The organism is Halogeometricum limi, assembly GCF_900115785.1.
Classification (GTDB): Archaea; Halobacteriota; Halobacteria; order Halobacteriales; family Haloferacaceae; genus Halogeometricum; species Halogeometricum limi.
The window spans coordinates 100,974-122,834 of the sequence record NZ_FOYS01000002.1 but is presented as its reverse complement, the minus strand read 5'-3'; the positions used below and the strand labels follow the sequence as shown (position 1 = coordinate 122,834).

The 21,861-nt window shown below is 67.2% G+C and carries 26 protein-coding genes and 1 tRNA gene; 17 read left to right on the top strand and 10 right to left on the bottom strand.

Going from position 1 to position 21,861, the window contains the following annotated elements; all coding sequences use genetic code 11:
• Nucleotides 1-210 precede the first annotated feature (210 nt).
• Together BM282_RS05510 and BM282_RS05505 are read left to right on the top strand one after the other, a co-directional pair.
• The gene (locus BM282_RS05510) at nt 211-654 is read left to right on the top strand and encodes a DoxX family protein (RefSeq protein ID WP_089877711.1); all 444 of its coding nucleotides are present in this window, start codon (nt 211-213) and stop codon (nt 652-654) included.
• A 77-nt stretch (nt 655-731) separates the two neighbouring features.
• A complete protein-coding gene (locus BM282_RS05505; RefSeq protein ID WP_089877708.1) occupies nt 732-1,316 on the top strand; it encodes a flavin reductase family protein in 585 nt (194 codons plus the stop codon).
• A 22-nt stretch (nt 1,317-1,338) separates the two neighbouring features.
• On the opposite strand, the gene BM282_RS05500 is transcribed toward BM282_RS05505, so the two are convergent.
• Entirely contained in the window at nt 1,339-1,764 is a 426-nt protein-coding gene (locus tag BM282_RS05500; protein ID WP_245758312.1) for an SRPBCC family protein, read from the bottom strand.
• A gap of 90 nt (nt 1,765-1,854) precedes the next feature.
• Here BM282_RS05500 and BM282_RS18925 point away from each other — a divergent pair, with 90 nt between their 5' ends.
• On the top strand, nt 1,855-1,986 hold the full coding sequence (locus tag BM282_RS18925) for a hypothetical protein (protein ID WP_281244789.1): 132 nt from the start codon (nt 1,855-1,857) through the stop codon (nt 1,984-1,986).
• A 109-nt stretch (nt 1,987-2,095) separates the two neighbouring features.
• Entirely contained in the window at nt 2,096-3,070 is a 975-nt protein-coding gene (mvaD, locus tag BM282_RS05495) for a phosphomevalonate decarboxylase MvaD (RefSeq protein ID WP_089877705.1), read from the top strand.
• 39 nt (nt 3,071-3,109) lie between these two features.
• Here the strand turns inward: mvaD and BM282_RS05490 are convergent, their stop codons facing one another.
• Nucleotides 3,110-3,733: a hypothetical protein gene (locus tag BM282_RS05490; protein ID WP_089877703.1), complete on the bottom strand. Its 624-nt coding sequence runs from the start codon at nt 3,731-3,733 to the stop codon at nt 3,110-3,112.
• Between the two features lie 178 nt (nt 3,734-3,911).
• Here BM282_RS05490 and BM282_RS05485 point away from each other — a divergent pair, with 178 nt between their 5' ends.
• The 3 genes from BM282_RS05485 (at nt 3,912) to BM282_RS05475 (ending at nt 6,332) form a co-directional block, all read left to right on the top strand.
• On the top strand, nt 3,912-5,051 hold the full coding sequence (locus tag BM282_RS05485; protein WP_089877700.1) for an NAD(P)/FAD-dependent oxidoreductase: 1,140 nt from the start codon (nt 3,912-3,914) through the stop codon (nt 5,049-5,051).
• 6 nt (nt 5,052-5,057) lie between these two features.
• Nucleotides 5,058-5,525 carry a carotenoid biosynthesis protein gene (locus BM282_RS05480; protein ID WP_089877697.1) on the top strand — a complete coding sequence of 156 codons (468 nt, stop codon included), beginning with the start codon at nt 5,058-5,060 and terminating at the stop codon, nt 5,523-5,525.
• A 207-nt stretch (nt 5,526-5,732) separates the two neighbouring features.
• Nucleotides 5,733-6,332, top strand: coding sequence for a DUF5789 family protein (locus BM282_RS05475; RefSeq protein ID WP_089877695.1), 600 nt, complete (start codon nt 5,733-5,735; stop codon nt 6,330-6,332).
• 61 nt (nt 6,333-6,393) lie between these two features.
• Here the strand turns inward: BM282_RS05475 and BM282_RS05470 are convergent, their stop codons facing one another.
• Both BM282_RS05470 and BM282_RS05465 read right to left on the bottom strand, forming a co-directional pair.
• Nucleotides 6,394-7,245 carry a BtpA/SgcQ family protein gene (locus tag BM282_RS05470; protein ID WP_394327785.1) on the bottom strand — a complete coding sequence of 284 codons (852 nt, stop codon included), beginning with the start codon at nt 7,243-7,245 and terminating at the stop codon, nt 6,394-6,396.
• A gap of 33 nt (nt 7,246-7,278) precedes the next feature.
• Entirely contained in the window at nt 7,279-7,941 is a 663-nt protein-coding gene (locus BM282_RS05465; RefSeq protein WP_089877691.1) for a helix-turn-helix domain-containing protein, read from the bottom strand.
• A gap of 218 nt (nt 7,942-8,159) precedes the next feature.
• Here BM282_RS05465 and BM282_RS05460 point away from each other — a divergent pair, with 218 nt between their 5' ends.
• Nucleotides 8,160-8,576: a hypothetical protein gene (locus BM282_RS05460; protein ID WP_089877689.1), complete on the top strand. Its 417-nt coding sequence runs from the start codon at nt 8,160-8,162 to the stop codon at nt 8,574-8,576.
• 136 nt (nt 8,577-8,712) lie between these two features.
• On the opposite strand, the gene BM282_RS05455 is transcribed toward BM282_RS05460, so the two are convergent.
• The 3 genes from BM282_RS05455 to BM282_RS05445 all read right to left on the bottom strand — a co-directional run bounded on the left by BM282_RS05455 (nt 8,713) and on the right by BM282_RS05445 (nt 11,605).
• A complete protein-coding gene (locus BM282_RS05455; protein WP_089877687.1) occupies nt 8,713-10,725 on the bottom strand; it encodes a cbb3-type cytochrome c oxidase subunit I in 2,013 nt (670 codons plus the stop codon).
• Nucleotides 10,726-10,816: 91 nt separating this feature from the next.
• Nucleotides 10,817-11,272: a DUF6789 family protein gene (locus tag BM282_RS05450; protein ID WP_089877685.1), complete on the bottom strand. Its 456-nt coding sequence runs from the start codon at nt 11,270-11,272 to the stop codon at nt 10,817-10,819.
• Between the two features lie 114 nt (nt 11,273-11,386).
• Nucleotides 11,387-11,605: a DUF1328 domain-containing protein gene (locus tag BM282_RS05445; RefSeq protein ID WP_089877682.1), complete on the bottom strand. Its 219-nt coding sequence runs from the start codon at nt 11,603-11,605 to the stop codon at nt 11,387-11,389.
• 111 nt (nt 11,606-11,716) lie between these two features.
• Between BM282_RS05445 and BM282_RS05440 the strand changes: the two genes are divergently transcribed.
• The 6 genes from BM282_RS05440 (at nt 11,717) to BM282_RS05415 (ending at nt 17,807) form a co-directional block, all read left to right on the top strand.
• Nucleotides 11,717-12,580, top strand: coding sequence for a YihY/virulence factor BrkB family protein (locus BM282_RS05440; RefSeq protein ID WP_175501395.1), 864 nt, complete (start codon nt 11,717-11,719; stop codon nt 12,578-12,580).
• Nucleotides 12,581-12,675: 95 nt separating this feature from the next.
• Nucleotides 12,676-14,067, top strand: coding sequence for an MATE family efflux transporter (locus BM282_RS05435; RefSeq protein ID WP_089877676.1), 1,392 nt, complete (start codon nt 12,676-12,678; stop codon nt 14,065-14,067).
• Nucleotides 14,068-14,221: 154 nt separating this feature from the next.
• A complete protein-coding gene (locus BM282_RS05430) occupies nt 14,222-15,280 on the top strand; it encodes an ABC transporter ATP-binding protein (RefSeq protein WP_089877673.1) in 1,059 nt (352 codons plus the stop codon).
• A gap of 70 nt (nt 15,281-15,350) precedes the next feature.
• Nucleotides 15,351-16,106, top strand: coding sequence for an SAM hydrolase/SAM-dependent halogenase family protein (locus BM282_RS05425; RefSeq protein ID WP_089877670.1), 756 nt, complete (start codon nt 15,351-15,353; stop codon nt 16,104-16,106).
• Between the two features lie 44 nt (nt 16,107-16,150).
• Nucleotides 16,151-16,855, top strand: coding sequence for an HAD family hydrolase (locus tag BM282_RS05420; protein ID WP_089877667.1), 705 nt, complete (start codon nt 16,151-16,153; stop codon nt 16,853-16,855).
• 34 nt (nt 16,856-16,889) lie between these two features.
• Nucleotides 16,890-17,807 (top strand): phosphotransferase family protein, encoded by a 918-nt coding sequence (locus BM282_RS05415; protein WP_089877665.1) that lies wholly within the window; start codon nt 16,890-16,892, stop codon nt 17,805-17,807.
• 136 nt (nt 17,808-17,943) lie between these two features.
• Here the strand turns inward: BM282_RS05415 and BM282_RS05410 are convergent.
• Nucleotides 17,944-18,018: transfer RNA gene (locus BM282_RS05410), tRNA-Arg, on the bottom strand.
• 107 nt (nt 18,019-18,125) lie between these two features.
• Here BM282_RS05410 and BM282_RS05405 point away from each other — a divergent pair.
• The 3 genes from BM282_RS05405 to BM282_RS05395 all read left to right on the top strand — a co-directional run bounded on the left by BM282_RS05405 (nt 18,126) and on the right by BM282_RS05395 (nt 20,327).
• A complete protein-coding gene (locus BM282_RS05405) occupies nt 18,126-19,049 on the top strand; it encodes a geranylgeranylglycerol-phosphate geranylgeranyltransferase (protein ID WP_089877662.1) in 924 nt (307 codons plus the stop codon).
• A 192-nt stretch (nt 19,050-19,241) separates the two neighbouring features.
• A complete protein-coding gene (locus BM282_RS05400) occupies nt 19,242-19,853 on the top strand; it encodes an RAD55 family ATPase (protein WP_089879418.1) in 612 nt (203 codons plus the stop codon).
• 51 nt (nt 19,854-19,904) lie between these two features.
• A complete protein-coding gene (locus BM282_RS05395) occupies nt 19,905-20,327 on the top strand; it encodes a CoA-binding protein (protein WP_089877660.1) in 423 nt (140 codons plus the stop codon).
• A gap of 36 nt (nt 20,328-20,363) precedes the next feature.
• Here BM282_RS05395 and BM282_RS05390 read toward each other — a convergent pair whose 3' ends face one another.
• Together BM282_RS05390 and BM282_RS05385 are read right to left on the bottom strand one after the other, a co-directional pair.
• Nucleotides 20,364-21,344, bottom strand: coding sequence for a PLP-dependent cysteine synthase family protein (locus BM282_RS05390; RefSeq protein ID WP_089877657.1), 981 nt, complete (start codon nt 21,342-21,344; stop codon nt 20,364-20,366).
• Between the two features lie 98 nt (nt 21,345-21,442).
• Nucleotides 21,443-21,808, bottom strand: a complete 366-nt coding sequence (locus BM282_RS05385; protein ID WP_089877655.1) for a DUF5798 family protein — start codon at nt 21,806-21,808, stop codon at nt 21,443-21,445.
• Nucleotides 21,809-21,861 lie beyond the last annotated feature (53 nt).

The following is a 21,861-nucleotide window of genomic DNA, read 5'->3' as shown; positions in this document are numbered from 1 at the left end:
TTTTTCGAGGGGATTGAGGATAATTAAGAGCGGACGGAATGGTCTCGAATTATGGCTGTTAGCCACATTTAGGTACGGGATGTGATACAAAAAATGACAAAGCGAGAGAAACAGCGTAACGGCGCTGACGGGGCGTGACGCGCGTGTTACCCGGTTACACTTCCGTCTCGACAACTGATATATCGATTCGTCTCGAAACCACGTATCGTAATGATACCAACATTCGGTCCGATACTACTCCAGTTCGAAGGCCCCGGCGCGGAACTCGCGTTCCTCGCCGGACGCCTCGCGTTCGGTCTCGTGGTCGCGTTCATGGGACTGAACCACCTGCTGAACGTCGACGACATGGCCGGATACGGACAGGCGAAGGGGTTGCCCGCGGCACGGTTCATGGTCGTCGCCTCCGGTGTGACGCTCGTCCTCGGCGGACTCGGGGTCGCTACGGGCGTCTTCCCGACGCTCGCCGCGGGCGCGGTGGCGGCGTTCCTCGTCGTCGCGACGCCGACGTTCCACGACTTCTGGGCCGTCCCCGAGGACCGGAAACAGGCGGAGATGACGGACTTCCTGAAGAACGTCACCATGCTCGGTGCCGCGCTCGTGTTCCTCGCCCTCTCGAACACCGCGTGGCCGTACGCGCTCGGTATCGGCCTCTAGCCGGTTCCACTACGCCTTTGCCGCTGGTCGACCAACGACGACCGTGACCCGACAGACCACTTCGGAGGCGGCGTAACGTGGACGGACCGCCGGACGCGTTCGGTTCGCCGTACCGCCTCCTCTCGGGGGCCGTCGTCCCCCGCCCGATAGCGTGGGTGAGTACGCGCGCTCCGAACGGGACGCGGAACCTCGCCCCGTACAGTTTCTCGAACGTCGCCAGCGTCGACCCGCCGACGCTCCTCTTCTCGTCGGTCGGCACCGGCGACGACCTGAAGGACAGCGCACGCAACGCCATCGAGACGGAGGAGTTCGTGTTCAACGTCGTCACCGAGGACGTGGTGGAGGCGATGAACGAGACGAGCGCGACGCTCGACCCGAGCGAAGACGAGTTCGAACACGCGGGCGTGACGCCCGCCGACTGCGTCGTCGTCGACGCGCCGCGCGTCGCGGAGGCGGCGGTGTCGTTCGAGTGCCGCCTGGCCGAGAGCATCGAAGTCGGTACCTCGACGCTCGTGCTCGGCGAAGTCGTCCACGCGCACGTCGACGACTCCGTCCTCACCGACGGCAAGATGGACACGCAGAAACTCGACGCCGTGGGACGCATGGCCGGCAACGAGTACACGCGGACGACGGACCGGTTCTCGTTGGAACGCCCGCCGTAAGTCGGAGCGGCCGCCGCGAGCGTCAGTCGCGAGACGCCGCCAGACGCGCAATCTTCGAGAGCGCGCGGCGGCAGACGACGGCGTACCCGGCGGCGACGAGCGGAATCTCGAAGGCGACGCGGCACCGTCTCTCTCCGAGCGCCGCCACGCGGTGGCCCGTCGCCGGAACGTGCGCGACGCGCCACGTCCACCGCCTCGCCCCCTCGTCGAACGTCGTCACCTCGAACGGCACCCACGCGCCGACGACGGCGATTTTGACCGCACCGGTCGCTCCCGGACCGATTCGCTCCGGGCCGCGGACGGCGGCGACGGACGGCCCCCACCGCGGCCACGTTCGCGTCTCGACGAGGCAGTCCCACGCGGCGTCGGCGGGGGCGTCCACCACGCGTTCGACGACGAGACGCCGACCGTCGGGCGTGCGTTCGATATAGGTGTTCGTACGGTTCACGTGTGATATCGAGCCAGCACTGAAATCCTTAAACACATATGCATGGTACTAAGTGTTATTATCATTTCCAGGAAAGCGTTAAGAGCCCACATGGCAGTCAGTAGCATGATGACAGAGCGAACCAGTATGAAAGACGTCAGCCACACCCCGCCGATGGGGGAGACAGTGACGAACGTCTGGGAACGAGGACGAGAATCGACAGACGCCGACACCGACGAGTAAAGTACGACGCCCGCAGACGCACGCCGACTCTCCTCTCGCAGTGCCCTGAGCCGATAGCGCCGCGCCGACCATCGGGACGTTTAACCCCGCGTCTCTCACGCGTAGGTGTATGAAGGCCACCGCCAAAGCACACCCGATTCAGGGGTTGGTGAAGTACCACGGGATGCGCGACGCGGAGTTGCGACTCCCGTACCACGACAGTATCAGCGTCTGTACCGCGCCGAGTCACACGAAGACCACCGTCGAGTTCCGTCCCGACGCCGACGAGGACACCTACGTCATCGGCGGCGAGGAGGTGACCGGCCGCGGCGCAGAGCGAATCGACGCCGTCGTCGACCACGTGCGCTCGCTGGCCGACTTCGACCACGCCGTCCACCTCGAATCCGAGAACTCCTTCCCCTCGAACATCGGGTTCGGCTCTTCTTCGTCCGGGTTCGCCGCCGCCGCGATGGCCCTCGCCGAAGCGGCCGACCTCGGCATGACGCGCCCCGAGATATCGACTATCGCCCGTCGCGGGTCCTCGTCGGCCGCCCGCGCGGTCACCGGCGCGTTCTCGCATCTGTACTCCGGCATGAACGACGAGGACTGCCGCTCCGAACGCATCGAGTCCGACCTGGAGGAGGACCTACGAATCGTCGCCGCGCACGTCCCCGCCTACAAAGAGACCGAACAGGCCCACGAGGAGGCCGCCGCCAGCCACATGTTTCAGGCGCGGATGGCGCACGTCCACCACCAGTTAGACGAGATGCGCGACGCCCTCCACGCGGCGGACTTCGACCGCGCCTTCGAACTCGCCGAACACGACACGCTGTCGCTGACGGCGACGACGATGACCGGCCCCGCGGGGTGGGTGTACTGGCAACCGAAGACCATCGCCGTGTTCAACGCCGTCCGCGAACTGCGGGCCGACGAGGAGATTCCCGTCTACTTCTCGGCCGACACCGGCGCGAGCGTCTACGTGAACACGACCGCGGAACACGCCGACCGCGTGGAGGAGGCCGTGGCCGCCTGCGACGTCGACACCGACGTGTGGAGCGTCGGCGGCCCCGCCGAGATACTCGACGAGTCCGACGCGCTGTTCTGAGACCGTCCGAAACGAAAAAATCCGCCGTGGTGAGTCGCGTTACGCGACGGGCGCGGTGCGACCGGTCGTCGCCTCGGCCGTCCACGTGCGCATCCTGAGACCGAACAGGAGCCAGCCGACGGCGAACACCACCGCGAAGGTGGCGAACAGGTCGACGAATGCGAGTTCGACGACCAGCGCCGTCACGAACGCGACGAGGGCGAGTCCGAGCGCCGCGGCGACGCGGACGAGCGTCCCGGCGCGGGACAGACCCGCGGCGAGTATCGCGCCGCCGAGGACGGCGACGACGATGCCGCCGAACAGGAACTCGCCGCCCGTCGTGGTTTCACCGGCCGGCCCGGCGTAGACGAGGTTCAGCGCGCTCCCGAACGTCGTCATCGCGAAGCCGAGCGCCGCGACGCCGACGCCGGCGAGGCCGATTCGGCCACCGGACGCCCGAGCGAACGGGTAACCGAGGACCGCCCCGACCAAGAGCGCGAGTGCGCCGAGAGTGAGGAGACCGTAGAACGTCAGCCACCCCGCACTTCCGGGCGTCGTCGCGCCGGGGAGGTAGTTCTCGAAGCCGACGACGGCGACCAGCACTGCTCCGACTGCGGTGAGCAGTCCCGCGACGTACGTGTTTGTGACCGAGTTGATCGCTCCGGTGGAGCGAGTATCTTCCATGTGTATCACCGACTCTCAGCGAGTCACCGTCCTCTCGCTCGCTCACGGGATAAATACATACTCGATTTGACAGTTGTTGCGACTGTGCGAGCCGGCATCGCCCCCCGTTCGTCGCCGGACGTTCCGGCGAGACTGCCGGACCCCACACGCTCTTTGCTCCTCACACCAACCTCCGGACATGCGTGTGCTGGTACTCGGTGCGGGGTACGCCGGTGTGACTCTCGCCCGCCGTCTCGAATCCTGTCTCCCTCCCGAAGCGGAACTGGTCGTCGTCGACGAGGCGGAGACGCACCTCGTCCAACACGAGGTCCATCGCGTGATTCGCCGCCCGAGCGTCGCCGAGGCGATTCAGGTCCCGCTCGAAGACCTGTTCGGCCGGGCCGAAGTGCGCGTCGCTCGCGTCGAGAGCGTCGACCGCGAGGCGCGGACGGTCCGCCTCGGTGACGGCGAGACGCTCGACTACGACTACGCCGCCGTCTGCCTCGGCGCGGAGACGGCCTACTACGACCTTCCGGGCGTCGAAGAGCACTCCCTCCCGCTCAAGCGCGTCGCCCACGCCGAGGCGATTCGCGACTCGTTCCTGTCTGCCACAGAGTCTGCAGACGAGGTGGACGTGGTCGTCGGCGGGGCCGGTCTCTCCGGCGTCCAAACGGCGGGCGAACTCGGTGCGCTGGCCGACGAAGAGGGCGTCGACGTGACCATCACCGTCGTCGAACAGTTAGACGACGTCGCGCCGAACTTCCCGCCGAACTTCCGCGACGCCGTCCGCGAGGAACTCGACTCCCGCGGCATCGACGTTCGGACCGGAACGACCGTCGAACGCGCCGCCGAGGACGCCGTCGAGACGGACGCGGGGACGTTCCCGTACGACACGTTCGTCTGGACGGGCGGCATCGCCGGGAGCACCGCGATGGGCGGCGACCGACCGCCTGTCAGAAGCGACCTCAGAGTCGACGCCAACACGTTCGTCGTCGGCGACGCCGCGCGCGTCGTCGACGCCGACGGCGAGGCGGTGCCCGCCTCCGCTTCGGCGGCCCTCCGGGAGGCCCGGACGGTGGCGAAGAACGTCGCCAAACTGGTCCGCCACGACCTCGGCGACGACACCGACGGGTTCGCCCCCCGGATGGACCCGTACCGGTTCGAGGTCCCGGGGTGGATAGTCAGCGTCGGCGACGGCGCCGTGGCCCAACTCGGGCCGAGCGTCGTCACCGGAAGCGCGGCGAAGGCGATGAAGGCCTCTATCGGCGCGGGCCACCTCGGGTCGGTCGGGGCGGTGGAGAACGCCGTGAAGTTGGTCGAAGAGGAACTGGGTGCGTAGTCGGCGATGCAGGAGAAGGACCGCTTTCGCCTGACGACGACCGGACTCGGCGTCGCCGCCGTCGTCCACGCCGCGTGGGTGTGGGGTGTCGTCCCCGCACTCCGGTTCGTCGCCGTCGCCGTCGCCGTCGCGTTCGTCGCTGAAATCTTCGTCATCCGGCCCGGCCTTCTGACCCACCACACCGGTCCGAAGGCGATGGGCGTCCCGTTCGTCGCCCTCGCGGGGTGGGTGGGCGTCATCTACGTCGCGTACTCGCTCGTCGGGTTCGTCGTCACCGGTCCGCTCAGACCGGTCGCCGCGGGCGTCCTCGCGACGGCGACGAACCTGCTCACCGACCCCCACGGCGTCGCACAGGGCTTCTGGACGTACCACGAGTCGCGCGTCTCCAGTCCCCGCTACGGCGACGTGCCGTGGTGGAACTACCTCGGGTGGTTCGTGCTGACGACCGGAATCACCGCCGTCGCCGCACCGTAGCGGCCTCGTTCTGTCGGGCTCTCCCGACCCGACTCCTCTGAGTCCGGGAGGAGAGACAGCGCTCGGACAGCGACCGCGCTCAGATTCTCAGTGAACTAACGACGCTCTCGGACGGCACCCGTCGAACTCGGGTTCGGTCACCGACGGTGCCGTCCGGGAGGGGTCGTCGGGCACAGGACTATCGGCCTGGAGTGCAATAGTTATCGGATGGCAGATAACAAGACGGGTCGAGATAAGCAAGCACGAGACGCCGAGAGACGCCAGCAACAGCGAGAAATCGACGCGGAACTGGAGCGCGGCGACGAGGAACAGCCTCCGGACGAGTCCACAGAATCCGTCGATTTGGAGGCGGAACTCGAAGCGCTGAACTTCCCCGCGACGGGAAGCGATATCGTCGCGGCCATCGGCGACTGGGCGGTCGAGTCGGCCGAGGGGAGCTACAGTATCGAAGAACTGGTTCCGAAGGCGGACGACGAGACGTTCGACTCCCCGGACGCCGTTCGAGTGCTGGTTCAAGTTCCGACAGTTTCCGCGGCGATGAAACGGATCGTGGAAGCGAGCAAGACCCTCTCGAATACGGAGTTCAGTTGGGCACAGCGTAAAACGTACGAGACGACGTTCCAAGAACTCAAAGCGATAGACTCCGTCGACGACGACGAAGGAATACAAGTCATCAGCGACTGGGTCGTCGAGCAGATTCACGACAAGGAAAAGCTCCCGTCGTCCCGCGCGGTGCGTCGAGAGGCGGCGAAGTTCTGCCGGGCGAACGGATACGAGGTTCGGAACGACGAGTGGCTCGGAATATAGATCGACGAACGCGCCGGACTCCGCCGCGTAGAGAACCCGGGTTCACCCCGCGCTGACACCGCTACTCCGTTCGCGCCCGCGCCGCCTCGACGACGGCACGGACCCGCGACTCGTCGACGGGTGCGGTCGTCTCCCCGTCTTCTTTCAACGCCGTCCCGACGACGACGCCGTCGGCGTGTTCCAGCGTGTCCGCCACCGTCTCGGCAGTGACACCGCTCCCGACGAGTGCCGGGACGCCAGCTTCGTCGGCCGCGCGAGCGACGACTTCGAGGTCGGAGTCGTCGGTGGGTTCGCCCGTCCCGACGCCGGAGACGACGACGCCGTCGGCGAGTCCGCGGCCGACGACTTCCTCGACGGCGACGGCGAGTGGCGTCTCGCCGCCCAGCGGTTCGGAGTGTTTCACGCCCACGTCGGCGAAGACGGCGACGTTCGCGCCGAGTCCCTCGCGGAGGCGTATCGTCTCGTGGGCGCGGCCCTCGACGAGTCCTTGGTCGGTGACACGCGCCCCCGCGTGGACGTTCACCCGAACGAACGACGCGCCCGTCGCCGCCGCGACTGAGAGGGCCGCTTCGGCGTCGTTTCTGAGGACGTTGACGCCGACGGGAACATCGACTGCGCGGACGACGCTCTCGACGACGCTGGTCATCGACGCGACGGTGTGTTTCGGTACGTCGTCGGGGTAGAACGGGACGTCTCCGAAGTTCTCGACCATCACGGCGTCGACGCCGCCCGCTTCGAGGGCCGCGGCGTCTTCGAGGGCCGCCGCGCGGACGGCGTCGATACCGCCGGCGTCGTCGTGCGTCGGCGCGCCGGGGAGTGCGCGGAGGTGGACCATGCCCACGACGGCGTCGTCGGGGAGAGAGAGAGTGCGGTGTGCATACGGGTCGGTCGCGGAGTTGCGGGAAAAACGCACGGACTTCGCTCGCGGGAACGTCGCTCGCGGCGCTCAGTTGAACACGCGGGACCCTGACGCGAGGGCGTTTTCGACGAGCGTTCCGTGGGCGCGGCGGAGTCGTTCGGAGAGGGCCTGGTGCGTGATACCGAACTCGTCGGCGAGTTCGCAGGTGTCGGTGCCGCGGGGGACTTCGTACAGGCCGTGCTCGAGGCCGGTGAGGAGGGCGTCGCGTTGCCCCTCCGAGAGGCCGAACGACCGGGCCGTCGCGTCGGCGTCGAGACGGCGGATGCCGTCCAGTTCCACCTCGACGCCGTGGTCCGCGAGGAAGTCGAAGGTCACGCCGAGACAGTTCCGGTCGGGGGCGAGGACGCGGAATCGCCACTCGGCGTCGACGCCACGGACCGAGAGCACCGTCGCGTCCGTCCGGACGAGCGACCCGAGGACGAGTTCGACCGTCTCGCTCCACGAGACGCGAAACAAGCCGCCGTCGTCGACGGGGGAGAGTCGCGTCGCCTCGCGGACGGAGTCGTCGTCCGCGAACGCCGCCGCGACGCACTCGGGGTCGGCCCCCGTCGTGACGAGGAACGGAAACGGCGAGTCCGGGCCGTGAGCGACGACTGGCGGCACTTCGACGCTCAGCGATGGAACCGCACGAAACGTCGACCCGAGGAGGAAGTCCGCCGCATCCGCCCGGAGGGTGGCGATGCTTGTCATAGGCCGCGGTACGTCCGGGGGCGGTTTGAAGCCGACGGCCGTTCGCGAGACAGTCTGGCCCACCGAACGGTCGCCTTCGGACGACGGGCACCGCTCGCTCGGACGGAGCCACGACGTTTTGCCTGTATCTGCGTGTTGTTTTATAAATCACTTCGGCGGCGGCAGCTTGCATTTGCAGGCAGGAGACGGGTACTCGTTCCGACTCATGAACGAGTGCTATGAGCGAAAACACCGACAGCGACGACGGTGAGCAGGTTCTCTCGGGACACGAAGACATCCAGTCGTGGGCCGACGAGACTGGGGCGCGTCCCGTCATCTCCGCGAACCCCGACGGCGCGTTGGAACTCAACTTCACGACCGACGAGGACGCCGACGGGAAGGAACTCGACTGGGAGTCGTTCTTCTCGCTGTACGACTCCTCGGACGTGGCGTTCGTCGTCGACGGCGACGAGGACCGACACCGGTTCGTCGACAAATCTCGCGTCCCCGGCACGGGCGACGAAGACGACGTCCACCCCGACGGCGACCGTCGCGACCTCGACGCGGTGGACCGCGAGACCGACCAGATGGAGCGAGAGGCACAGGAGATAAACAACCCCGACAACCACCGCGACGAAGAACCGTTCCAGAGCTAACTCGTCGCACGCGTCGCCGTTCGTCTCTCTTCTCCCCCGTTCGGTCGGAATCGTCGACTCTGAACGCCGAGTCGGAACCGCCGAGTCTGAACCGCGCGAAAACAGCGACGGAGCGTCGAGAATCAGTGAGATCGCGTCACGGCGTCGAGGCGTCGGTGTCGTCCGCCGCCTCCGTCTCCGGCGTCTCGGATTTCTCCGTGTCAGTCTGCGTCTCCGACCCCGGCGCACCGTCTTCGTCGATGACCGTGCCGCCGTCGCCGAGCAGTTTCGTCGAACTGGTGAGGTCACTCGACAGTCGGCGCTCGAACCACTGCCACTCGCGGGAGAACTGCCCGGACTCCTTCAGGTTCCACGGGTCCGGGTCGCGGATGACCGGCCCGGTCCGGAACGAGTTGACCATGTTGAACAACCAGACGCCGACCCCGAGGGCGAGGACGAACGCGCCGACGGTGGCTATCTGTTGGAGGAGCGTGAACTCGGCCGGGTACTGCGCGGACCGGCGCGGCAGGCCCATCAGGCCGACGAGGAACAACGGCATGAACGTCACGAGGACGCCGCCGATGCTGAGTATCGAGTGCAGCGTCGCGAGGCGCTTGTCGTACATCCGGCCCGTGAAGAGCGGATACCAGTAGTACGACGCCGCGAACATCGAGAACGCGATGATGCCGACGACGATGAAGTGGAAGTGCGCGACGACGTAGTACGTGCCGTGGAGGACGAGGTCCACGGGGATGGAAGCGAGGAAGATACCCGTCACGCCGCCGACGACGAACAGGCCGATACCGCCGAGGAGGAACTGCATCGGCGCTTCGAGGCGGACGTTGCCGTTCCACAGCGTCGCCATCCAGTTGAACGTCTTCACCGCACTCGGGACGGCGATGGCGAGGGTGACGACCATGAACGATGCGCGGAGTCGCGGGTCGATGCCCGTCGCGAACATGTGGTGCGCCCAGACGCCGAACGAGAGGACGGCGATGGCGAGCGTGGAGTAGACGATGAACTTGAAGCCGAACAGTCGGCGGCCGGAGAACTTCGGCAGAATCTGGCTCGTCAACCCGAACGCCGGGAGGACGAGGATGTACACCTCGGGGTGGCCGAAGAACCAGAACAGGTGTTGCCAGAGGATGGCACCGCCGGCCTCGACGGCGAAGAACGTCGTTCCGAAGTTCCGGTCGAGAAGCAGCATCAACAGCGCACTGCCGAGGATGGGGAAGGCGAAGAGGATGATTCCGCTGGTCGTCAGGAGCGACCACGAGAAGATGTCCATGTTCGACCAACTGACGTCGTCGCCGCGTTCGGTGAAGATGGTGACGATGATGTTTATCGCCCCCATCACCGTCGCGAGGCCCGAGAGGTGGAGTCCGAGGATGAGCAAGTCCACCTGCGGGTTCGCCAGACCCGTCGTCAGCGGGGTGTACAGCGTCCACCCGGGCGTCGGCGGTTCGAGCGCGTAGAGGAACTCGATTCGCGGGCCGACGGCGTCGATGGCCTTCGCCAACACCTCCGTCAGGAGGCCCGCGCGAACCAGGACGATAGAGGGCGGCAAGAGCCAGAACGCGATGGCGTTGATGCGCGGGAACGCCATGTCGTCGGCGTCGATGAGCAAGGGGAGAAAGTAGTTCGCGAGGCCGGTGAAGACGGGCGTGACGAAGAAGAACAGCATCGTCAGTCCGTGCGTCGTGAACAGCGCGTTGTACGTGTCGGCGTCCCAGACGTCGGTGCTGGGGGTGAACAGTTCGGTGCGAATCATCATCGCGTCCGTCGCCCCCCAGAGACCGGCCGCGAGGCCGAACAGGAGATAGAGGATGCCGATGTCCTTGTGGTCGACGCTCGTCACCCACCGCATCAGCCCGTAGGGTTTGCTCGTCTTGTGTTCGCGGCCGTATATCGCACCGATTATCTGCTGGGTGCGGCCGCCGTCCGGCGCGGACTCGTCGGCGCGAGCGTCGTGCGCGTCACCGCCGTCCGTGCGATGACCGCCGTCGGAGCGCCGTTCGTCCGGACGTTCGCCGCCGTCCGTCCTGAGTGCGGCGTCGTCTCGGGGCGATACCATCCGAAGACCGTCGAGTACCTCGTCGCGGTGCCGGTAGGCGAGTCCGCCGAGAAGCACGCTGGCGAGGACGAGGAGTGAAGCGAGCGGCAGAGACATTATCAACCTGCGCGCGAGGCGCGTAAGAAACCGTTAGGACGGTCACATTATAAGTGCGAAGGCCGTCCTCAACTTCCGAGAACTGTCCGGGTCAGCCACGTAGTTCCGTCCCGTCGCCGAACACTTCGGTCGCCGGTTCGCGACCGGCCAGTCGGGCGTACACCGCTCCCGTGACGTAGCCGTACGCGAGGTGTGCGACGAGGGTAAGGCCGCCGAACGCGAACACGATTGCGCCGGCGAGTTCGCCGCGGCCGAGGACGACGAACGGTATCCAGAGGGCGACGCCGAGCGCCATCCCTTTCAGCGCCGGGTCGTCGCCTGGGATGCGCTCTTCGAGAGCGACGAACAGAAGCGGCCACGCGAGGACGCCCGCGGTGACGAACAGGAGGAAGCCGACGGTGGTGCTGTCGGGGACGCCCACGAAGCGTGCGACGACCTCGAACATGCCTATCTGCGACCGCGTCTCTACTTCGAACAAGAGGAGCAGGACCGTCAGGACGGTCGTTCCCGAGAGTCCGCCCGCGACTGCGGCGAGTGGTCGGTTCATTGGCTCTCGGTTCACGGAACGCCCGAATAAGCCTGACGGCGCGAGGAGAGCGCGGAGGCGAGACATCAGACGACGACGACGGCGGACGGACCGCGTCGCCTCCTGCGGGCCGAGCTAGAGGAAGAACGTGAGGATGGCCAGTACGAGGAACACCACGATGAGGAGTCTCGCGGCGCTCATCGACAGTCCCGCGACTCCGCGGAATCCCGCGAGCCCCGCGACGATGGCCAGCACGATGAACGCGATGGCGAGTGGGAGCAGTCCTCCACCCTGCAGGGGGACTGCGAGCGACGCGACTGCGACACCGGCCGTGAGCGCTGTGAGTGCGGTCATTGCACATCAGTAGACCCTCGGCCGACACATAACCGTTGTAGCCGTTCGGGAGACAGTCACCGAACGCGACAGCTGCGACGGTTGATACACGGCCGCGCCGTACCGCGACGTGTGCCCCGCGTAGAGTCAGTCGTCAGAACGTCGAAAGCCGTCGTCGCCGTCAGCCACGAGAAGAACGTCACGACGCTCGCGGCCAGCCTCGCGTACTACGTCTTCAACGCGTTCGTCCCGACGCTGTTTCTCCTCGTGGTCGGAATCGCCACGTTCGGAAGCGTCGAGACCATCTCGCAGGGGCTCTCGCGCCTCGTCGACGTCGAACCGACGCAGTTCGAACGAATCCTGAAGATGGTCGGCGCGGAGACGTCCGCGCGTCTCCGAGCGCTGTCGCTGGCCGTCGCTATCGTCGTCTGGAGTTCGCTGAAGAGCCTCCGGTCGATTCAGGACCTGTTCGCCGAGGTGTACGGGACGCGGCGAGAGACGTCGTTCTGGGGGCGTATCCGCGACACGATACTCGTCTTCGTCGGCGTGACGACAGCGCTCATCGTCGTCTCGTTCGTCTCCGTCGGCCTCTCCATCGCCCTCCCCGGTGGCTGGTGGTCCGTCGCGAGTGCGCTCCTCATCCTCGCGTCGCTCGTCCTGTTTTTCCTCCCGATGTACTACCTCTTTCCCGGCGTCGACCAGACGCTGACGGAGGCGCTCCCCGGCGCGTTCATCGCGGCAGGCGCGTGGACCGTCTCGGGCGTCGTCTTCCGCGTCTACGTCACCCTCTCGGAGAGCGTCCAACTGTACGGGCTGGCCGGTGCGCTCCTCATCTTCCTCTCGTGGCTCTACTTCGGCGGCGTCGCCATCCTCGTCGGCGTCGTCGTCAACGCGGTTCTCTCCGGCCGCGTCGACGCCGACTTGGACTGGCTTCCGAGCGTTCCGAGCACACCCGGGACGGTTTCGGACGACGACGAGAGCGAGGCGAACCCCTGAGCGGTCACCGAGGCGGATAGTAGTCATATGTCGTGATAGTTCACTGAATAGACAACCGGAACGTATTACTACACCGAATCTGTCACTTCGGTATCGTGCTGGACGTGTCCACCGAGGACATCACCGACGGACCGATTCCGCGGACGTTGGTTCTCCTCGCTCTCCCCCTCGTCGCGCAGAACTTCGCCCTCGTGGCCCAGCAGGTGATAGACACCTTCTGGCTCGGTCGGTTGGGGACCGACGCCGTCGCGGCCGTCGGCCTCGTGATTCCGCTCGGTGCGCTGTTGACCATCCCCATCACCGCCGTCTTCGTCGGGAGTCAGGTCACCGCGTCGCAACGCGTCGGTGCCGGCGACGACGCTCGGGCCCGACGCCTCCCCGTCCACGCCGTCGTCCTGATGGCCCTCGTCTCCACCGTCCTCGTCGGCGTCGTCTACTTCGCCGCCGAACCCGCGCTGAGGCTCCTCTACCCGAACACCACCGTCGTCGCCGCGGGCGCGACGTACATGCTCGGGTGGAGTCTGTCGCTCGTCATGTCCAGCGTGAGCGACGGACTGGAGAGCGGGTTCGTCGGCTTCGGCGACACCCGCGCGGCACTCCTCGTGAACCTGACCGCCGTCGGACTGAACGTCGTCTTGGACCCGTTCTTCATTTTCGGCCTGTGGGTGTTCCCCGAGTGGGGCGTGTTCGGTGCCGCCATCGCCACCGGCGTGGGCTACGCCGGCGGCGGCCTCCTCGCTCTCGGCATCGCCCTCCGCGGCCGAACCGCGTTCTCGCTCTCTCGGGACGCGTTCTGGTTCGACGCCGGGGCGTTCGCGGACATCGTCCGCACGGGGACGCCCATCGCGCTGAAGAACGCCGGACGGCAGGTGGCCCGCGCGGTGATGATATCTCTCGTGACGCTCACGGGCGGGGCGGCGGCGCTCGCGGCGTACACCGTCGGCGCGCGCCTCGCAACCGTCGCGTTCGTCCCGATTCAGGGACTCTCCGCGGCGACGACGAGCATGGTCGGGCAGAACGTGGGTGCCGACGCACCAGAGCGTGCCGCGGCGGCCACCCGCGTCGGCGTCCTCGTCGGCGCCGTCGGATTGAGCCTCGTCGGCCTCACCCAGTGGGCGATGCCGGACCTCATCGCACGGACGTTCATCCCCGAAATCGGCGCGGAGACGCTTTCTCTCACCGTCGACTACCTTCGCATCCTCGCGTACGGCTACTGGGCGTTCGCGTTCATCTACGTCATCGAAGCGGGGTTCAGCGGGGCCGGACGCACCGACCTGAGCATGTACTCGACGCTCGTGCAGTACTGGGCGGTCCGCCTGCCCATCGCCCTCGTCGGCGTCTACGTCCTCGGGATGGGCGTCCACGCCGTCTTCTGGGCCGTCACGCTCTCGAACGTCGCCGCCGCCGTCGGCCTGTTCGTCTTCTATCGCTACTCCGCGAGCCGCGGCCTGTTTCGAGCGGCGAGCAACGCGGCGTCCGCCGACTGAGTCGAACCTCGACGCCGACGGCCGAGAGACGGCGTTCCGTATTCGACGCCGTTATCTTCGGGTGGTGAGTGAACAGAGACGATGTCGGCCCACCTCGGTCCACGCTCGCTCTCCGACGCCGCGAGCGTCGGCCATTCGAGGGAGGAGAGACGCCGTGGTTGACCTCGAACTCGACGCCGTCCGGAAGTCGTACGGCGGAGCGGCGGCGCTCTCGGAGGTGTCGCTGTCGATTCGAGACGGCGAGTTCTTCACGCTCGTCGGCCCGTCCGGGTGTGGCAAGACGACGACGCTCCGTCTCGTCGCCGGACTGGAGACGCCCACCGACGGCGTCGTTCGGTTCGGCGGCGAGAACGTGAGCGACACGCCGACGGAGGACCGCGACGTTGGACTCGTGTTTCAGAACTACGCGCTGTTCCCGCACATGAACGTCCGCGAGAACGTCGCCTACGGGCTGAAGTTCCGCGAGCCTCCCGCCGGAGCGACCGTCGAGGAACGCGTCTCCGACCTCCTGTCGATGGTCGACTTAGCGGGGATGGGCGGACGCGACCCGGACGAACTCTCGGGCGGCCAACAGCAACGCGTCGCCCTCGCCCGCGCACTCGCGCCCGAACCTCGCGTCCTCCTCCTCGACGAACCGATGAGCGCGCTGGACGCCCGCCTCCGCGAGCAACTCCGGCGGAGCGTCAAAGAGATTCAACAGACGCTCGGCGTGACGACGCTGTACGTCACGCACGACCAAGAAGAGGCGCTCGCCGTCTCCGACCGCGTCGCCGTGATGAACGGCGGGCGGGTCGAACAGGTGGGGACGCCGCAGGACGTCTACCACCGCCCCGAGACGGAGTTCGTCGCCACGTTCGTCGGCGACAACAACGTCTTCGAGGGCGAGGTGGTCGCGTCGAGGGACGAATCGACCGTCGTCCGCGTCGCCGACGCCCGGTTCGAACTCCCGCCGTCGGCGGCATCGACGGGCGACAGCGTGCGGTTCTGCGTCCGCCCGGAGCAGTTCTCGGCGGTCGAAGCCGCGTCCGGAGCGTCGGGCGCGGCGACTCCCAACCGACTGACCGTCGAGGTGGAGACGACAGAGTTCCTCGGCGAGGCGACGCGCCTGTACTGTCGGTGGGCCGGTCGGCGGGTGGTCGCGCGACGGCAGACGGTGCCCGAGGCGGACCGCCTCGAACTCGGGTTCGAGCCCGCGGCGGCGACGCTCCTCTGAGCGGTTCGAGACGACGTCTCGGCCGACGGTCGAAACCGACATGGTGGACGCTTCCCGAGAGCACCGTAGGATGATCACGCTGTCTTCTGACTTCGGGACGCCGTACCCCGCCGCGATGAAGGGCGTGTTGCTCAGGCGAACCGACGCCCGCCTCGTCGACGTGGCGCACGACTTCCCCAGACAGGACGTGCGAGCGACGGCGTTCTGGCTCCGAGAGGTGCTCCCGTACTTCCCGGCGGCGACGCACCTCGTCGTCGTGGACCCCGGCGTGGGCACCGACCGCGCCGCCATCGTCGTGGAGGCGGCCGGACACACCTTCGTCGCCCCCGACAACGGCGTCGTCGTCCCGGCCGTCCGCGAGATAGCCGGCGACGACTTCGACGTGTACGAGGTGGCGTACGACGACGACGGGACGGCGAGTAACACGTTCCACGGGCGCGACGTGTTCGCCCCCGCGGCCGCGGACGTCCACGACTCGCCGACCATCGCCGGCGTCGAGCGGTTCTCGCCGACGGAGAAGTTCGTCGACCTGACGTTTCCGACGCCGACGGTGGACGAGGAGACGGCGACGGGCGAAGTCCTCGTCGTCGACGACTTCGGCAACGTCGTCACGAACCTCCCCGGGCGACTCCTCGACGGCCTCGACCGGGCGTCTGTCGACGGTGAGGTCGTCCCCGTCCGTCGGTCTTACGCCGCCGTCGACGCCGGTGACCGCGTCGTCACCGTCGGCAGTCACGGCAACGTCGAGTTAGCGGTCAACCGCGGGCGCGGCGACGACGCGTTCGGTCTCTCCGTCGGCGACAGGGTGACGGTCGACCACGCGTGAATCACGGGCGAGTCGCTTTTGCTCGCGTCGGCCCTAGACCCGTCGTGACACGATTCGACGCCGTCCTGTTCGACTTGGACGGGACGCTCTGCCGGAACGACCAGACCGGCGCGGACATCTACTTCGGCGCGTTCGACCGGGCGGGAATCGACCCCTTCGGTCGCCCCTCGGACCTCTGGTCGACGCTCGACGGGCCGCCCGCCGCGGACCCGAGAGAACGGCTCGACTACCTCCGCGAGGGGTTCCGCTCGGTCGCAGAGCGACACGACCGCACCGGCGTCGACGCGGGCGCACTCGCTCGGGGATTCTCCGAGGTGGTCGACCACAGCGCCGTCTCGCTCCTCGCGGGTGCCGGAGACACGCTCGCCGCCGCGCGGGAACGCGCCCGCGTCGGTCTGGTGACGAACGGCCCCGAGCACCGGCAGGCGGTCAAACTCGCTTCGCTCGGCCTCGAAGACGCCTTCGAGGTGGTCGTCTTCGCCGGTGATATGGAGCGCCGAAAGCCGCACCCGGACCCGTTCGACAGGGCCGTCTCGGAGCTCGGCGTCTCGCCGCCCGACGCGCTGTACGTCGGTAACTCCCTGCAGTACGACGTCGCGGGGGCGCAGAACGCAGGACTCCCCGTCGCGTGGTACGTCGGCGACGGCGGCGGTGACGCCGACGACGAAGACGCGGAGTCGTACGACCCCGACTACGTCCTCCGCTCACTCTCGGAACTGGTCGAGATACTGGACGGAGAGCACGCGTGACCCCCCCGAACCGCTCGGCCGGAGGTGCGCCGACGTGGACGAGGTGACGGCCGTCGTCGCCCGGGAGTTCCCGAACAAGCGCGTCGCGTCCGCGGTGGCGGCCCGTCGAGGGAACTCGAAAGACACCACCCTCGTCCACTTCGCCGACGGGTCGGGCGTCGTCGTCCAGTCGTCTGCCGACCGGGAGGCGTTCGAGACCGAACTCGCCCTCGCGCGCGCCGTCCGCGAGCGAACGTCGGTGCCGACGCCCGAAGTGCTCACGACGGGGGAGTTCGACGGCCGCACGTACGCCGTCGTCGAACTGGTGACGGGCGAGGACTTACACGAGCGATTCGCCGTCGTGGACGACGAGACGCGACGACGCCTCGCCGAACGGTTCGGTCGGTATCTCGCCGAACTCCACGAGACGTTCGCGTTCGAGCGGTACGGTCCGGTTCGCCGCGACGGCGACGAACTCCGGGCGGCGAACCCCTCGTGGCCGGCGTGGTTCGGGTCGCACGCGGAGGCCGGTATCGACGCGCTTCCGGCCGCGTTCGACGGCGTCCGCGAGGAACTCCGGCGGTGCGTTCGCGACGCCGACCTCCCGGCGACGCCGACGCCGCGACTCTACCCGTGGGACTTTCGCCCCGGCAACGCCGTGTACGACGGCGAGGGCGTCGCGGCGGTTCTCGACTGGGGCGCGCCGTTGGCGGCGGCGGCGGGACTGTCGGTGGCGAAAGCGGAGCACCTAGTGGCCGACTGGTACGTCGAGGACGAACGGTTGCGGGCGGCGTTCGAACGGGGGTACGACTCCGTTCGGACGTATCCCGACGTGTCCGACGTGTATCGGGTCGTCGCCGTCGTTCGCTCGGCGGTGGACTCGGGCGGCGTCGTGACCCGGCCGCGGTATCCGGAACTGGAAGGAGCGGCGGCGGTGGAGTTTCATCTGGGGCGGTTGCGGGAGTGGGTGTGAGAGAAGAGAGTACGTCGGTCTCGGGCGAGAGATGGGCGCGACAGGATTTGAACCTCGGTCGCTCACTGCGTTCGCTCCCTGATTCAAATCCCTCGCGGTAGATGATTCTCCGCTCACGTTGTTCGCGGAAGAATCATGGGCGCTACAGGATTTGAACCCGTGGCAACTTGGTCCGAAGCCAAGCACTCTGTCCAGACTGAGCTAAGCGCCCGCATTACATCGTAGCGGCCTACCCGAATTTAAACCCACGGATTCGTTTCGGTCGCGAAGTGGGAGACTCCGCGTCATTTATCTTTGCGGCACGGAGACGTACCGCGTATGCCACCCGCCGCAGAGTCCGGTTCGTCCGCGGACGACGGCGTCTCCGCGGACGACTCCGCCTCGGGCGTCGCCGAGACGGCGCGCGCCCTCCTCGAACTCACGCGTCCGGGGAACATCGTCTCGGCGGGCGTGCTGACGTTCACCGGCGCGTTCGTCGCCGCCGGCGTGTTCGGGACGCCCTCCCGTGTCCTCGCGGCGGTTCTCGCTACCGTCTTCGCCACCGGGGCGGGCAACGCCGTCAACGACTACTTCGACCGCGACATCGACGCGATAAACCGGCCGGACCGACCCATCCCGCGCGGCGCGGTCAGTTCGCGCGGCGCACTCGCGTTCAGCGTCGCGTTGTTCCTCGGAGCGGTCGTCTGTGCGGTGCTGTTACCCGTCGAAGCGCTCGCCATCGCCGTCGTGAACCTCCTCGCACTCGTCGCCTACACGGAGTACTTCAAGGGACTCCCCGGCGTCGGCAACGCCATCGTCGGCTACCTCACCGGGTCAACGTTCCTGTTCGGGGCCGCCGCGGTGGACCAACCGCTCGACGCCAGCGTGCTCGTCCTGTTCGGACTGGCCGCGTTGGCGACGCTCACCCGCGAGATAGTCAAAGACGTCGAGGACCTGGAGGGCGACAGAGAGGAGGGACTCCGGACGCTCCCCATCGTCGCCGGTGAGGGCGTCTCGCTCGGACTCGGGTTCCTCGCGATGATCGTCGCGACGGTCGCCAGCATCTACCCGTACGTCGCCGGCGCGTTCGGACCGGTCTACCTCGCGCTCGTCCTCCCGGCGGATCTCGTGATGTTGTCCGCCTGCGTTCGGTCGTTCGAGAACCCGAGTCTGGCGCAACGTCGCCTCAAGCAGGGGATGCTACTCGCGACGGTAGCGTTCATAGCCGGGCGACTCTTTATAACACCCGGCCCCGTCGCTTAGACCAGACACTGGTCGACGAGCGGGCATACGAACTGACAAGACCAAAACATCTCACTCGCAGACGATGGTCACAGAATCAAAAAGAATATTATCGGCACACAATATCGTTGTACCGTTTGATGACTCTCGGTGAGGTCACCCGCCGTGCGAACGAACGTCCACCAGTCGGCTGGCCGCCACAGAGGCACGCCCATGTATGACCTTTCACCGGCCGTCGATGCCGAGGTTCCGCCGGGAACGAACCTCCTCATCAGTGGCCCACCGCTGACCGGAAAACGGTCTCTCGCGCTCGACATCCTCGCGAGCGGAGCCGAAACGGGCGACGGTGCCATCATCGTCACCACCAAAGACGGGGCCAAGCGCGTCCTCGCGGACTTCGAGAAGCGCACACCGTACGAAGGCAAACCCGTCGCCGTCGTCGACTGCGTGACGCGACAGCAGGGCGTCGGCGAGATTCGCGACGACGACCGGATCAAGTACACCTCGTCGCCGGTCGACATGACCGGAATCGGGATCAAGCTCTCGGAGTTCCTGCAGGCGTTCTACCAGGACCGAAACATCGAGCAGAACCGCATCATGCTCCACTCGCTGTCGACGCTTCTGATGTACGCGGACCTCCAGACCGTGTTTCGGTTCCTCCACGTCTTCACCGGACGCATCCAGAGCGTGGAGGGACTCGGACTGTTCGCTATCGACGCGAGCGCGCACGACGAACAGACGATGAACACCCTCAAGCAGTTGTTCGACGGCATCATCACCACCTCCGAGGACCGCGAACCCGAGATTCGACTCGCCTCTCAGTGAGTCGGCGGCCGGTGCCGACAGTTTTTGCCCCCGGCGCGCGTCGGTCGATACATGACCAGTGACGACGAACTCAGACAGATACTCGACGCCGACACCGTCGCCGTCGTCGGCTGCTCGACGACGGCCGGAAAAGCCGCGCACGACATCCCCGCGTACCTCCAGCGCCACGGCTATCGCGTGATTCCGGTGAACCCGTTCGCCGACGAGATTCTGGGGGAGACGGCGTACGACTCGCTCGCAGACGTTCCCGAAGACGCCGAGATAGACGTCGTAGACGTGTTCCGGCCGAGCGAGGAGGCGGGCGGCGTCGTCGACGACGCCATCGACCGTCACGAGTCCGTCGGCGACGTGCGTTCGGTGTGGCTCCAACTCGGTATCACGGACGACGAGGCGGGGGAGAGAGCCGGAGAGGCCGGACTCGCGTTCGTGCAGGACAAGTGTATGAAAGTCGAGCACGCCCGGTTGCTCGACTGAACGCGGGCGCGTCGGCGACCCCGGTTCGACCCGCGCTCAGCCGTCCCAAGACTCGAAGTCGCCGTAGATACCCTTCGAGAGGTACCGCTCGCTGGAGTCGGGGAATACCGTCGCCACGCTGTCGTGGGGGGCGTCTAGCTCGCCGTCGCGGATTCGCCCGGCCACGGCGCGCGCGGCGAGACTCGCGGCGGCGGCGGACGACGCGACGAGGTGGCCCTCCTCGCGGGCGAGTCGCTGGACCTCCGCGTGGGCGTCTCGGTCGGGAATCTGGACGACTTCGTCGACGAGTTCGGGGTCGAACAGTTCGTTCGTCGCCGGGTCGTGCGTCCCGATGCCCTCCGTCTTGTACGCCTCCTCCTCGCTGTCGTCTCCTTTGAGCGTCGCGTACAGCGACCCCGCGGGTTCCACGGCGACGACGTGGGTGTCGGGGTTCCGTTCGAGGGCGTACCGAGCGATGCCCATGAGCGTCCCCGCCGTCCCGCACCCGGCGACGACGGCACCCACCTCGCCTTCGAGAGCGTCGAAAATCTCGGGTCCGGTCGTCGCGTAGTGCGCGTCGGCGTTCAGCGGGTTCGAGAACTGCTGGGGGACGACGGCGTCGTCCATCTCCTCGGCGATGGCGTGTGCGCGCTGAATCGCCCCGCCCATCCCGTCGTCGGTGGGCGTGTTCACCACCGTCGCGCCGAGCGCGCGCATCAGTTGCTGTTTCTCGACGCTGAAGCGTTCGGGCACGACGAACACCGCCTCGACGCCGAGTTGGCCCGCCGCGACGGCGATACCGATGCCCGTGTTCCCGGCCGTCGGTTCGACGACGGTGCCGCCCTCGGGGAGCGTCCCGTCTTCCAGCATCCGTTCGAGCATGTACTTCCCGATGCGGTCTTTGACGCTCGCGCCGGGGTTGAACGACTCCAACTTGGCGTACACCGGCACCTCGTCGGGCGACGCGTGAACCCGAACGAGCGGTGTCTCGCCGATGGTGTCGAGGACCGACGCCACCGGTTCTCGATGCGTAGTCATGCGCTGGCAAATGTTGCCCCCGTACCTCAAAGTTCCCATCGGCGCGTCGAGAGCGTCGAAGAATCAGCAGGACGCGCCGTCGCGTCGAACGGCGTCCGTCAGTTCGCGTTCGTCGTGTCTGCCGGTTCGTCGGCGTCGGCGTTGGCGTCGGCGTCTACGTCACCCTCCGAAGCCGTCGTCTCCTCGGCGTCGACTTTCAGCGTCGACCCGCGGCGCTCCGCCTCCGCGATGTGGGCGTTCGCCGTCACGCTCTCCACGTCGATGCCCTCCTCCTCGGCGAGTGCCTCCAGCAGCGCGCGCTGTTCGGCGTTCTCGACCTCCAGACGGTCGACGCGCGCCTTCGTCGCCTGCGTCGTCTCGCGCATCTCGGCGAGTTGGTCGCGGAGTTCGTTCAGTCGGGCGTACACGTCTTCGGCCATCTCGGCCACTTTCTGGAGCTTCTTCGCGGTCCCTCCGATTCCCATGCCCCACCGTGTGTGCCCGGGGTTTGTGTGCGTTCCGCTTCGGACGACGGGAG

Coding starts and splice junctions, on each gene's coding strand:
- BM282_RS05450 (WP_089877685.1), bottom strand. CDS start 11,272: ATGAACCGACCACTCGCCGCAGTCGCGGGCGGACTCTCGGGAACGACC.
- BM282_RS05510 (WP_089877711.1), top strand. CDS start 211: ATGATACCAACATTCGGTCCGATACTACTCCAGTTCGAAGGCCCCGGC.
- BM282_RS05400 (WP_089879418.1), top strand. CDS start 19,242: ATGTATGACCTTTCACCGGCCGTCGATGCCGAGGTTCCGCCGGGAACG.
- BM282_RS05455 (WP_089877687.1), bottom strand. CDS start 10,725: ATGTCTCTGCCGCTCGCTTCACTCCTCGTCCTCGCCAGCGTGCTTCTC.
- BM282_RS18925 (WP_281244789.1), top strand. CDS start 1,855: ATGGCAGTCAGTAGCATGATGACAGAGCGAACCAGTATGAAAGACGTC.
- BM282_RS05480 (WP_089877697.1), top strand. CDS start 5,058: ATGCAGGAGAAGGACCGCTTTCGCCTGACGACGACCGGACTCGGCGTC.
- BM282_RS05425 (WP_089877670.1), top strand. CDS start 15,351: ATGATCACGCTGTCTTCTGACTTCGGGACGCCGTACCCCGCCGCGATG.
- BM282_RS05485 (WP_089877700.1), top strand. CDS start 3,912: ATGCGTGTGCTGGTACTCGGTGCGGGGTACGCCGGTGTGACTCTCGCC.
- BM282_RS05465 (WP_089877691.1), bottom strand. CDS start 7,941: ATGACAAGCATCGCCACCCTCCGGGCGGATGCGGCGGACTTCCTCCTC.
- BM282_RS05460 (WP_089877689.1), top strand. CDS start 8,160: ATGAGCGAAAACACCGACAGCGACGACGGTGAGCAGGTTCTCTCGGGA.
- BM282_RS05475 (WP_089877695.1), top strand. CDS start 5,733: ATGGCAGATAACAAGACGGGTCGAGATAAGCAAGCACGAGACGCCGAG.
- BM282_RS05385 (WP_089877655.1), bottom strand. CDS start 21,808: ATGGGAATCGGAGGGACCGCGAAGAAGCTCCAGAAAGTGGCCGAGATG.
- BM282_RS05395 (WP_089877660.1), top strand. CDS start 19,905: ATGACCAGTGACGACGAACTCAGACAGATACTCGACGCCGACACCGTC.
- BM282_RS05390 (WP_089877657.1), bottom strand. CDS start 21,344: ATGACTACGCATCGAGAACCGGTGGCGTCGGTCCTCGACACCATCGGC.
- BM282_RS05490 (WP_089877703.1), bottom strand. CDS start 3,733: ATGGAAGATACTCGCTCCACCGGAGCGATCAACTCGGTCACAAACACG.
- BM282_RS05405 (WP_089877662.1), top strand. CDS start 18,126: ATGCCACCCGCCGCAGAGTCCGGTTCGTCCGCGGACGACGGCGTCTCC.
- BM282_RS05445 (WP_089877682.1), bottom strand. CDS start 11,605: ATGACCGCACTCACAGCGCTCACGGCCGGTGTCGCAGTCGCGTCGCTC.
- mvaD (WP_089877705.1), top strand. CDS start 2,096: ATGAAGGCCACCGCCAAAGCACACCCGATTCAGGGGTTGGTGAAGTAC.